This is a genomic window from Polaribacter sp. IC073 (assembly GCF_007997075.1).
Taxonomy (GTDB): Bacteria; Bacteroidota; Bacteroidia; order Flavobacteriales; family Flavobacteriaceae; genus Polaribacter.
This window is the reverse complement of sequence record NZ_VORS01000001.1, coordinates 411440-424044: the sequence shown is the minus strand read 5'-3', so window position 1 is coordinate 424044 and position 12605 is coordinate 411440. Positions and strand designations below refer to the sequence as shown.

Sequence of the window (12605 nt, the reverse complement as noted above, 5' to 3'; positions counted from 1 at the left end):
TTTTACTAATTATCATTTTAATTGTTTATTTTAGACAAAAAAATACTTTTTGTATGGAATATGGATTTCTTTCAGTAATACCGCCAATTGTTGCCATTATTTTAGCCTTAAAAACCAAGCAAGTATATATTGCTTTGTTGTTCGGAATTTGGTTTTCTTGGTTGATCATAGAAGGATGGAACCCGTTAGCAGGAACTTTAGCAATGATTGAAGGAATGGTAAACGTTTTTCAATCGAAAGGAAATACAAGAACCATTATGTTTAGTGCATTGGTGGGCGCATTGTTAATTTTTATTCAATATTCGAGAGGAGTAGAAGGTTTTATCAATATTATCAACCGAAAATTAGTAAAATTAGAAGGTAAAAAAACGGGGTATAGTAGAGTCATGGTTCAGGTTTTAGCAACGGTAACAGGGTTGCTTTTATTTGTTGAAACCAGTATTAGTTCTCTAACTGTAGGAACTTTGTACAGACCAATCTTCGATAAATTAGGAATTCCGAGAGAGAAATTAGCCTACATAGCAGACTCTAGTTCTGCGCCTTCATCCATCTTAATTCCCTTTAATGCTTGGGGAGCTTTCATTATGGGTTTGTTGTTAACACAAGGAATTGACAAGCCATTTTCTGTAATGATTGCGTCTATTAAATATAATTTTTATCCGTTATTGGCAATTACAATTCTGTTCATTGTTATTTTTACAAAGAAGGATTTTGGCCCCATGAAAAAAGCCGAAAAAAGAACCAGAGAAACAGGGGAGTTAATGAACAAAGGCTCTAAACCAATGGTTTCTGATGAAATTACCTCTTTTCCGCCAAAAGAAGGAATTGAAGCGAAAGCGTATAATATGATTGTGCCGCTTTTGGTAATGGTTTTTATGATGCCAATAAATTTAATCTATACCGGTTGGAGTGCTGTTGAAAATGCAACCTCATTTTTTAACCATGCTACAGAAGCAATAGGAAAAGGTTCTGGGTCATCTTCTGTTTTATATGCTGTAATTACGGCTTTATTGGTTGCCATGGCAATGTATTTCATACAAGGAATTATGAAGCCAAAAGAAGCTGTTAATTTAACTTTAAAAGGAATAAGTGAGCTAATGCCGTTGGCATTGTTAATGTTGTTAGCATTTGCTATTGGTGATGCTTGTAAAGAATTAGAAACCGGAATTTACGTTGCCAATGTTACCAAAGAATGGTTGTCGCCAGAATTGTTACCTGCAGTAGTTTTTATCATTAGTTCTTTTATTGCTTTTTCTACCGGAACCTCTTGGGGAACGTTTGCAATTATGTTGGCAATTTCAATACCAATGGCAAACATTCATGGTTCTGATGTAACTATAATAGTTGCTGCAACTTTAGGAGGCGGAATTTTTGGAGACCATTGTTCGCCTATTTCAGATACTTCTATCATCTCTTCTATGGCGTCTGCTAGTGATCATATAGACCATGTAAAAACACAATTACCGTACGCATTAGTTGGTGGTGTAATTACCGTAATTATGTATTTAATTATTGGGTTTTTAGGATAATGTCATTGCGAAGAAGAATCACGAAGCAATCTGTTGTATTAAATGAATTTTTTGTAGAATTTGGGCGTTACCACAAGGGTCGCGCTTTCCACTATATCTTTTTGCGAAAAACAAAAAGGATGCCGTTGCAATCGCTAACGCGAGCTTATTAGCGAACAAACTGCAATTATGTTTAGGTTGTCATTTAGAAATGAGCTTTTTTAAGCGATTGAGAAATCTCACATTTAGCTTGTCATTTTGTTTAATTTTTCTGAGTTTCATCAAAAGAAAACCCTTACGGTACTCGTTAAAAACGAGCACTAGCGTAAGAGAAATGTGTGAGTTTTGTTAAGAGTTTTATGGTATTACTGTTATGCGACTTCTCCTCACGTTCGAAGTGATAGTTTAGTGTTTTTATTTAATTTTATAGATTTATTTATATCATCAATAACCACACAGTTTGTCATTTCGAAATGAGCTTTTTTAAACGATTGAGAAATCTCATAATGCTTGTTCGTTTTTTTGTTATCAATACAATAATACTTTTCTGAACGCAAAAGTGATAAGTTTAAAGGTTTTTTGAACTCTTCATTAAAATAAAAAAACCTCTTTAAGTTTTAAAACTTAAAGAGGTTGATAAATATATATATGAAATATCTTTTTACTCAGCTAAAATACCACGTTTTTTAATCTCATCAATCATACGTAAAGCACCTTGTTTAACGGTGTTTTCTTTAAAGAAAAATGTTTTTTCGTGTAATGTGTTTCCTTCAAAAAAAGAAACCTGAAAACGATTGTTTAAAACGAACAGTTCTGGTTGAATAAACTCAATCTTAGCAAAAGAATTGGCAGGGAGTTTGTCTAATTTTTTACGCAACAAAGAAGTTGTTTTTGTTTCTGAAAAACCCTGAGAAACAATCACCATCATTTCTAAATCTACCTTTTTATTATTAATGATATAAACATTCCAATCATCCGTTTTATAAATATCATTGTATTCATAAACTACTGCCATTTCTAGGTCTGTAACTTCTGGTATTTGAATGTCTTTTTTCATAAATAATAATTAAGAAAATAATTTATTTGTGTCTTTGTAATTTGTTGTAATAAAACCTCTTAAGCTATTTATAATTAGATGCTCAAAAACAACAGCTACACTATAATCTTCAAAGATATTTTTTGGTTCAAAAACTATATTTTGGAGTTTTGTAAAATACAAATCGCAAAACAAATCTAGGTTTAAATTTTTGCGAAGATACTCTTTTTCTATAGCCTCTTCAAGCAAAGGTTTTAATGTGCTTTTTATAAAATAACTTTTAAAATTTTCGAAGATAACAGCTGCATTATGGTAATATTTCTTAATTCCGTATAAGAATGAAGGCTTAAAATAATTTAAATATTGAAAACTATTTTTCTGAATTAAGACGATTCTCTCTATAGGATCTTTTGTGTTTTTTAAAATTTGATGTACTTCATGCAGGTATTTATCAATAATAAAACGAATACCTTTAGAAATGAGCTCATCTTTTGTTTTGAAGTGTTTGTAAATAGTTTTTTTAGAAATACCAAGTTCAGAAGCAAGTTCGTTCATAGAAAAACGCTTGCTTCCAAATTTGATAAAGTTTGTAATAGAACGTTCTAAAAGTTCTTGTTTACTAACCCCTTTTAATTATTTACTTTAAACCACCTCCCAAAGCTTCATACAAGTTCACAACAGATTGTAGTTGTTGTAATTTGCTGCCAATAACCTTAATTTCTACACTTAAAGCACTTTGTCTAGCAGTTAATAGATCTAAATAAGTTGCGTATCCGTTTTTTAACAATTCTTCAGAATTTTCTGCTGCTTTACGTAAAGCTTCCACTTCATTTTTTAAGAATTGAAATTTTCTGTTTTCAGAACTGTAAGCATACAAGGCATTAGAAACTTCGTTCCCTGCAACTAACAATGTTTTCTTAAACCTTAACAACGCTTGTTCTTGTTGTGCAATGGCAACTTCTTTTTGTGTTTTTAGCTTTCGCTGATTAAAAAGAGGTTGTGTTAAACCACCAACAATATTGGCAAATAATGAGTTTGCGTTAAATAATTGGTCTAATTCTAAACTTTGCAATCCACCAGAAGCGGTTAATTTAAAAGACGGATATAAGTTACTTTTAGCAACATTTGTCAATTCAAAAGCGCTAATTAAACCGTATTCAGCAGCCATAACATCTGGTCGGTTTCTTAATAATTGAGAAGAAACACCTAATTTCATGTCAGAATTAATTGTTTGAGTATCTAAACTACTTCTCTTCATCTGCTGTGGTGTTTTACCTAATAAAATACTCAATGTATTTTCTGCTTTAAAAAGGGCAACCTCTAAATCTACTTCTAAAGATTTTGCATTGTTGTATTGTGCAATATTTTGATCTACTGCAACCTGGTTTGTTAAACCTGCATCTTTTAAAGCTTTAATAGTTTCTACACCAGTTTTTCTTGTTTCAATCGATTTTTTGGTGACTTCTAATTGCGCGTCTAAAGCCAAAATACTATAATAAGTAGCGGCAATGCTAGAAATTAATTGTGTTTTTACTGCTTGATGACCAGCAACACTTTGTAAAAAAGCTGCTTGTGTTGCACGTTTATTGCTACGTATTTTTCCCCAAATATCTGCTTCCCATGAAAGGTTTGCAGTAACATCAAACTGATCTGTAGAAGTGTTTGTTAAAAACGCACCGAACTGACTATTTTTAGAAAGTTCTTGATGTGTAACATTTGCACCAATATTTACAGACGGTAAATACCCCGCTTTTCCTTGTTTTGCATACGCTTCGGCTGCAACTATTTGCTGAATTGCAATTCGAATGTCCATATTATTTTGCAATCCTTCATCAATATATTGCTGTAAATAGGTGTCTGTAAACAACGTTTTCCAAGAAACATCTGCCATAGATATACTATCTGATGGCAAATTATCTGTTCTGTACAAGTTTTCTGTCTCTGTAATTTCTGGTCTTGCATACTCTTTAGCCACAAAACAACTTTGTAATGTAAAAGCCATTACAGCTAAAACCAGTCCCTTTTGAAGGGGTGTATTTTTTATAATTGATATCATATGATTAATCTTCATTTTGTTGAGAAATAACTGCTGGTTTACTAGAAACTTTTTCTTGTAACCATTGAAATAATATAAATAGAATCGGAATAACAAAGACTCCTAAAATGGTTCCTATCAACATTCCTCCAACAGCACCTGTACCAATAGAATTGTTTCCTTCAGAACCAACACCTTTTGCTAATACTAACGGCATCAATCCTAAGATAAAAGCAAATGAGGTCATTAAAATAGGACGTAAACGTGATTTTGCTCCGTGAATAGCTGCATCAACAATACTTTCTCCGTTTTTACGTCGCTGCAATGCAAACTCTACAATTAATATGGCATTTTTGGCGAGCAGACCAATCAGCATAATTAAAGCAATTTGGAAATAAATGTTGTTTTCAAGTCCGAATAAATACGTACTAATGTACGCTCCGAATACACCAAAAGGAAGTGATAATACTACGGCAAATGGTAGTAAATAACTTTCATATTGTGCACTTAATAAGAAATACACAAATAAGATACTCAACGCAAAAATGAATAGCGTTTGGTTACCTGCACTTACTTCTTCTCGTGTTAAACCAGAATACGCAATGGTGTAATTACTGGGTAATTTTGCCACTTCTTCTTCAATAACTCTAATAGCATCACCTGTACTAAAACCATCGTTTGTAGCACCTGTTATGGTTGTAGAATTAAATAAGTTGAAACGTGTTACCGACTGTGGACCATATACACGCTCTAATTTTACAAACTGTGTAATTGGTGCCATTTCACCAGAACTTGTTCTTACGTACATGGTATTTAAATCATCTACAGTTGCTCTATCATCTGGTAAAGCTTGAATGTACACTCTAAATTGTTTTCCGAATTTAGAAAAATCAGATGCATAGACGCCACCAATATACCTTTGTAATGTTGAGAATATACTATTAATAGGCACCCCTTTTTCTTTCGCTAAGGGCACATTAATATCCATTTCGTATTGTGGGTAATTTGTGTTGAAAGACGATTGTGCATATTTAATTTCTGGATGACTCATGATAGCCATCGCAAATTCTTTATTCACTTTATCTAATTCTTTAAACTCTCCACCAAATTTATCTAGTAAATTCACTTCAAAACCTGCAGAGTTTCCAAAACCACGAATACTTGGTGGTGAGAAGAAAATAATATTTGCTTCTGGCATTCCTGCTACAACTCCAAATAATTTCCCTGTAATGGCTTGCACAGATGTTGATGGATCTTTACGATCTCCCCAATCTGCTAATTTTATAATTCCGAAACCGTAATTACTACCAGCACCACTAATTAAACTTCTACCTTTAATAAAGTTTACACCTGTAATACCATCAATACCATTTATTCTTTCATACAAATCTTCTGCAACAGCATTTGTTCTATCTAAAGAAGCACCTGCTGGTAACTCGATATTTGCAAAAATAATTCCTCTATCTTCATTAGGTACAAAACCTGTTGGTGTGTTTTCAGATGTCCAGAAAATTCCAACAACAGCTAAAACTAATAATAATGCAGGAATCCATTTTCTTTTAAATAAAAAATGAAGTGACTGTCCGTATCTTTCTACTGTTGCGCTAAAGCCACGATTAAATAATGTGTAAAAACGTTTTAACGGACTCTTGCCTTTTAATTCTTTGTCTTCTTTGTGTGTTTTTAATAAGATAGCACATAAAGCCGGACTTAATGTTAAGGCGTTTACAGCAGAAATAAGAATCGCTATAATTAAAGTAACTCCAAATTGTTCATAAAAAACACCTGTTGGTCCAGAGATAAAAGTTACCGGAATAAATACAGCTGCCATCACCAAAGTAATAGATATAATGGCGCCAGAAATTTCATTCATTGCCGTTAGCGTTGCTTTTTTAGGATTTTTTTCCCCTTCATCCATCTTTGCATGCACTGCTTCTACAACCACAATAGCATCATCTACCACAATACCAATGGCGAGCACTAATGCAAATAGTGTTAACAAGTTAATAGAGTATCCAAAAACATTCAAGAAAAAGAAAGTACCAATAATAGAAACCGGCACTGCAATTGCAGGAATTAAGGTAGATCTAAAGTCTTGTAAAAATAAGAACACTACTAAAAACACCAATACAAAAGCCTCCAATAAAGTAGTGATTACTTTATCTATAGATGCATTTAAAAATAAACTGGTATCATAAGGCACAAAAATATCTAAACCTTTTGGGAGGTCTTTTTTAACGCCTTCTAAAGTGGTTTTAATATTTTCTATAATTTCTTTAGCATTCGAACCTTTTGTTTGAAAAATCCCCATAAATACGGCAGGATTTCCTAAACTCATGGCATTAGAAGAATATGATTGGGCATCTAATTCTATTTTAGCCACATCATTTAAACGAAGGAATTGACCATTTCCTAATGCTTTAATAATAATATCTCCATATTGCTTTTCGTCTTTAAAACGACCACTATAGGTTAGTGTATATGAAAATGCTTCCCCATTATTCTGACCTAAAGATCCTGCAGCTGCTTCTAAGTTTTGTTCTCTTAAAGCTGCGGTAATATCAGACGGAATTAAATTATAAGCGGCTAATTTCTCTGGTTTCAACCAAATACGCATCGCATAGTCTTGTTGTGAGAATACACTAACATCTCCAACACCACTAATACGTTGTACGGCAGGAATAACGTTTATTTTTAAGTAATTCTGAATAAATGTAGCATCGTAATCCTCATTTTCAGAATACATAGATATAAACATCAAAGCACTTGTTTCTTGCTTTTGAGTAGTAACACCATTCTGAATTACTTCTTGTGGTAATAATGAATTTGCTCTAGAAACACGATTTTGAACGTTTACTGCAGCAATGTCTGCATCCATTTCCTGATTAAAATAAACCGTAATTTCTGCGGTTCCATTATTAGATGCTGTAGAGGTAATGTAATTCATGCCTTCTACACCATTAATTTGCTCTTCAATAGGTATAATTACACTCTCTAAAACAGTTTCTGCATTGGCACCTGGGTAAGCAGCAACGACTTTAATTGTTGGTGGCGCAATATCTGGGTATTCCTCTATTGGTAGACTTGAGATACTTATAATACCAAGTACAACTATAATAATAGAGATAACTGTTGAAAGTACGGGTCTTTCAATAAATGTTTTTAACATAACTTAATAAGTTTATGGTTTGCTAGTTTTTAAATAAAGTTGCGATAGGCTCAATAGCTTTATCAAAAGGAGTTACTTGTGGTGAAATAGCCATTCCATTTCTTAATTTACCAACGCCAGATACTACAATTTGATCTTCTAAATCTAAACCAGATTTAAGAACATATAAGTTGCCTACCGCTGCTTTTACTTTTACAATTGAAGTAACAACCTTGTTCTCTTTATCTAACTTAAAAACCATAACATTTCCTTGTTGCTCGTATGTGGCTTTCTGCGGAATTACCGTTGCATTTTCATAAACAATAGGAATTTGAATTTTACCACTGTTACCATTGGTAACTAACTGATTTGGGTTCTTAAAAATAGCTCTAAAGCTTACGGTTCCGGTATTTTCGTTGATTTGCCCAGAACTTGTTTCAATTTTTCCTTTTTCTGCATACATACTTCCGTTTGCTAAGATTAAGTTTATAGCAGGAAAATTTGCTAATTTTTCTGCTAGGTTTTTACCTTCAGCATTTTGTAAAAAGTCTAAATACTGCGTTTCATTTAAACTAAAAAAGGCATACACTTCACCAATATTACTAACAGTTGTTAATGCTTTAGGATCACTTGGGCTTACCAATGCGCCTTCTCTATAATTAATAGCACCTACATTACCATCTACTTGGCTTCTTATAGTTCCATAATCTATACTTGCAGAAACACTGCTATAATTTGCTTTTGCTTGTGCTAAATTTGCTTTGGCAGTTTCTAATTGTACAGCACTTATTATATTTTTTTCTACAAGCGGAATTAACTTATCTACTTCTACCTGCGCTACATTAATACGTGCTTTTGCGGCACCAGCATCTTGACTTAAAGACTGTGTTTCTAATTTGAATAAAATTTGTCCTTTGCGTACTTTCTGACCTTCGTCTACCATTACTTTTTGAATGTACCCAGAAACCTTTGCTCTTACAGCACTGTTTACCACTCCTTCTATACTTGTAGGGTATTCTTGGTAACCTGTTATTGTTTTGGCTTGCATTTTAGCTACCGGAAAGGAAGGTGCTGGCCTTTCTACTGTAGCAGTATTTTGTTTTTCACTTTTTGCACAACTTGCAATAATTAAAAATAGACTTAGTGTTAGTAATGTTGATAATTTATGATGTTTCATTTTTTGTTTTAGTTTAAATATCGAATTTATTGTTTGTTAGTTTTGTTCTTAATTCTTCTACAGAAGCCGTTGCGCCATCTATAAATTTAATATAATCGTCATGAAAACTTAAATCGAATTTTTCATTTCCATTTTCAATTTTGTTGTTGTTTATCGTTTCTTTGTATTTTTTTAATTCTAAATGTATTTCACGCTCTTCTCCCCATTTATTTACCATGGTATTTATATGTTGCACTACCATACCTTGGTTGATAATAAAATACTTTTTACGATCTCCGGTTTTTGTGAAGTACACAATTTTATTTAAATCCTGTAAATGATTTAAGTGTGTAGAGATGGTACTTTTACTAGCACAAAGAATAGTTACCATGTCTTCAAACGTAGTTCCTTTTTTACCTGTAAGAATTATATAAGATAAAATTCTTGCAGCAACAGGGGCTAAGTGTTCTCTGTTTTCTAAATGGACTCCCAGTTTTTCAACTAAAGCCATCTTTTCTTTGCAGATTTCTTCTTTCATTTTTAATTATTTTATGACTGTTTTTGAAAACCATTGGGCTGTTTACAGTATAATTTTTTGCAAAGATATATTATTGGTTCTGAACAAACAGAACTAAGCGAAGTTAAATTAGTGTTAAATGAAAAAGCCGATAGGATTATCGGCTTAAAATTGTGTAATAAAGGGCTATAAATGCTATTTAACTAGCTTTTACAGAGTTTTTTAGAGGGGGGTGTTCTTAAATTTGAATTGATAAAATTAAGATTCCCAAATTTTATAGAAATCTTCTTTAGAGATTACATCTCCGTCGCAGTCATCAATAGTTAACGTATCTATACATAAACCACCAAATTCATCTTCTAAATTTTCTTCACTATATTTAAAAACTTTATCATTTTTGTAAATAGTGATTTGTTTTAAAACTTCATCTGCGTCATTCGTTTCAAAAAACCAAGTAGAGGTTCCCCAACTTGCATTTTCATCATCTCTTTCTTCATCCCAAAATTGTGTAAAATAATTCATTATATAACTGATTTAAATTGATCTAAGAAACGTTTGTCGTTCTCGTAAAACATTCTAATATCTGGTATTTGATATAATAACATGGCAATACGTTCTATTCCCATTCCGAATGCATAGCCAGAATACTTTGTTGGATCGATGTTTGCATTTTTCAATACATTAGGGTCTACCATACCACACCCCATAATTTCTAACCAACCTGTACCTTTGGTAATTTTGTAGTCTATTTCTGTTTCTAACCCCCAATAAATATCTACTTCTGCACTGGGCTCTGTAAATGGAAAATAAGAAGGACGCAATCTAATTTTAGACTTCCCAAACATCTCTTTTGTAAAATATAAAAGTGTTTGTTTTAAATCGGCAAAAGAAACATCTGTATCTATATATAAACCTTCCACTTGGTGAAAAATACAATGCGCTCTTGCAGAAATATCTTCATTTCTAAACACTCTTCCTGGAGAAATGGTTCTTATTGGCGGTTTATTCTCTTCCATATAACGCACTTGTACAGAAGAAGTGTGCGTTCTTAATAAAATATCTGGGTCTTGTTCTATAAAGAAGGTATCTTGCATATCTCTTGCAGGATGATATGCTGGTAAATTTAAGGCAGTAAAATTGTGCCAATCATCTTCAATCTCTGGACCTTCAGAAACAGTAAAACCAATTTTATTAAAAACTTCAATAATTTGGTTTCTTACCAATGATATTGGATGACGAGAACCTAGATTAATTGGTTCTGATGGACGTGTTAAATCACCATAAAAAGATTTTTCGCTTGAAGCCCCTGCTATAGTGTCTGTTAATTCTGCAACTTTATCTTCTGCAGATTTCTTTAAGTTGTTTAATGCTTGTCCGAAATCTTTACGCATTGTTGCGTCTACATTTTTAAATTCAGCAAATAGCTCTTTTAGCAAACCTTTGCTTCCTAAATATTTAATTCTAAATGTTTCTACTTCATCTTTGGTTGTTGCTTTAAAAGCTTGCACATCACCAATAAGTTCTTTGACTTTATCTAACATTTTTAATTCTAAATTAGGCTGCAAATTTACATTTTTTTAAAGAGTTTTAGAATGGAAATTAAAAGTATTGCTATTCTGGTTGTAAAATCGTTTGAAAACGAAGGTTTCTAGATTTAATAATTTTTGATAATTAAATACATCATATTGAAAATTAGCTATCTTTGTGTCTCAAAAAAATTTAACTAATACCATAAAAATCATATTAAAAAATTATGGAATCTAAAATAAATGCTTTTATGGATTACGTTAAAGCACGTAATTCAAACGAGCCAGAATTTTTACAAGCAGTACACGAAGTAGCAGAAACTATTATTCCGTTTATCGAAGACAATCCTAAATATCAAGGGAAAAAGTTATTAGAAAGAATGGTAGAACCAGAGAGAACTTTACTTTTTAGAGTTCCTTGGGTTGATGATAAAGGAGAAATACAAGTTAATAGAGGGTATAGAGTAGAATTTAATTCTGCAATAGGACCTTATAAAGGTGGTTTACGTTTTCACCCTTCAGTAAACTTATCTATTTTAAAATTTTTAGGTTTCGAGCAAGTATTTAAAAACTCGCTAACTACTTTGCCAATGGGTGGAGGAAAAGGTGGTTCTGATTTTAATCCTAAAGGAAAATCAGATAGAGAGGTAATGGCATTTTGCCAATCGTTTATGTCTGAGTTATTTCGTCATATTGGTGCTAATACAGATGTACCTGCAGGAGATATTGGTGTTGGTGGTAGAGAGATTGGTTTTATGTTTGGTCAATATAAAAAATTGCGTAACGAGTTTGTTGGTATTTTAACAGGAAAAGGAGCTTCTTGGGGTGGTTCTCTAATTAGACCAGAAGCAACAGGTTATGGAGATGTGTATTTTGCACAAAACATGTTAAAAGCGAACGGAGATTCTTTTAAAGGAAAAACGGTAGTAGTTTCAGGTTCTGGTAATGTTGCACAATATGCTACAGAAAAAGCAACTGAATTAGGTGCAAAAGTAGTTACATTATCAGATTCTTCTGGTTATATTTATGATGAAGACGGTATAGATGTTGAGAAATTAGCATTTGTTATGGATATTAAAAATGTAAGAAGAGGTAGAATTAACGAATATCTAGAAAAGTATCCAAACGCAAAATTCTTTGAAGGAGAGAGACCTTGGGGAATAAAATGTGATGTTGCTTTACCATGTGCTACTCAAAATGAATTAGATGGTGACGAAGCAAAGACGTTAATAGAAAATGGATGTATCTGTGTTGCAGAAGGAGCAAATATGCCGTCTACACCAGAAGCAGTTGAAATATTTCAAGAGGCAAAAATTTTATTTGCTCCCGGAAAAGCATCGAATGCTGGTGGAGTAGCAACTTCTGGGTTAGAAATGAGCCAAAATTCTTTACGTTATAACTGGACAAGAGAAAGGGTTGATGAGAAATTGAATAAAATTATGAATGATATTCATGCATCTTGCGTAGCGTACGGAACCGAAGAAGATGGTCACGTAGATTATGTAAAAGGAGCAAATATTGCAGGTTTTGTAAAAGTTGCAGACGCAATGTTAGATCAAGGTGTTGTGTAAACAAAAAACTTAATAATAGGTAGAAAGCGCATCATTTTTGATGCGCTTTTTTTATTTTTAAATTTTTTAAAAACTAAAATTTATATATTGTGTGTCAATAAACAAAGG

General features: G+C 32.6%; 10 protein-coding genes. 2 read left to right on the top strand and 8 right to left on the bottom strand.

Going from position 1 to position 12605, the window contains the following annotated elements; genetic code table 11:
• Positions 1-53: 53 nt before the first annotated feature.
• Positions 54-1529 carry a Na+/H+ antiporter NhaC family protein gene (locus ES045_RS01870; protein WP_147111490.1) on the top strand — a complete coding sequence of 492 codons (1476 nt, stop codon included), beginning with the start codon at positions 54-56 and terminating at the stop codon, positions 1527-1529.
• 640 nt (positions 1530-2169) lie between these two features.
• Here the strand turns inward: ES045_RS01870 and ES045_RS01865 are convergent.
• From ES045_RS01865 to pheS, 8 genes are all read right to left on the bottom strand, one after another.
• Positions 2170-2565: a hypothetical protein gene (locus tag ES045_RS01865; protein ID WP_147111487.1), complete on the bottom strand. Its 396-nt coding sequence runs from the start codon at positions 2563-2565 to the stop codon at positions 2170-2172.
• A 9-nt stretch (positions 2566-2574) separates the two neighbouring features.
• The gene (locus ES045_RS01860; protein WP_223267161.1) at positions 2575-3126 is read right to left on the bottom strand and encodes a TetR/AcrR family transcriptional regulator; all 552 of its coding nucleotides are present in this window, start codon (positions 3124-3126) and stop codon (positions 2575-2577) included.
• Between the two features lie 55 nt (positions 3127-3181).
• Complete coding sequence (locus ES045_RS01855) at positions 3182-4600, bottom strand: efflux transporter outer membrane subunit (protein WP_189663011.1); 1419 nt, start codon at positions 4598-4600, stop codon at positions 3182-3184.
• 4 nt (positions 4601-4604) lie between these two features.
• Positions 4605-7748 carry an efflux RND transporter permease subunit gene (locus ES045_RS01850; protein WP_147111477.1) on the bottom strand — a complete coding sequence of 1048 codons (3144 nt, stop codon included), beginning with the start codon at positions 7746-7748 and terminating at the stop codon, positions 4605-4607.
• A 22-nt stretch (positions 7749-7770) separates the two neighbouring features.
• Positions 7771-8904 carry an efflux RND transporter periplasmic adaptor subunit gene (locus tag ES045_RS01845; RefSeq protein WP_147111474.1) on the bottom strand — a complete coding sequence of 378 codons (1134 nt, stop codon included), beginning with the start codon at positions 8902-8904 and terminating at the stop codon, positions 7771-7773.
• Between the two features lie 13 nt (positions 8905-8917).
• Complete coding sequence (locus ES045_RS01840) at positions 8918-9421, bottom strand: GbsR/MarR family transcriptional regulator (RefSeq protein ID WP_147111471.1); 504 nt, start codon at positions 9419-9421, stop codon at positions 8918-8920.
• A 237-nt stretch (positions 9422-9658) separates the two neighbouring features.
• Positions 9659-9922: a hypothetical protein gene (locus ES045_RS01835; RefSeq protein ID WP_147111468.1), complete on the bottom strand. Its 264-nt coding sequence runs from the start codon at positions 9920-9922 to the stop codon at positions 9659-9661.
• On the bottom strand, positions 9922-10941 hold the full coding sequence (gene pheS / locus ES045_RS01830) for a phenylalanine--tRNA ligase subunit alpha (RefSeq protein ID WP_147111464.1): 1020 nt from the start codon (positions 10939-10941) through the stop codon (positions 9922-9924). The genes ES045_RS01835 and pheS overlap by 1 nt, the downstream gene beginning before the upstream one ends.
• A 212-nt stretch (positions 10942-11153) precedes the next feature.
• On the opposite strand from pheS, the gene gdhA reads away from it, so the two are divergent.
• Positions 11154-12497: an NADP-specific glutamate dehydrogenase gene (gene gdhA / locus ES045_RS01825; protein ID WP_147111461.1), complete on the top strand. Its 1344-nt coding sequence runs from the start codon at positions 11154-11156 to the stop codon at positions 12495-12497.
• Positions 12498-12605: the final 108 nt, after the last annotated feature.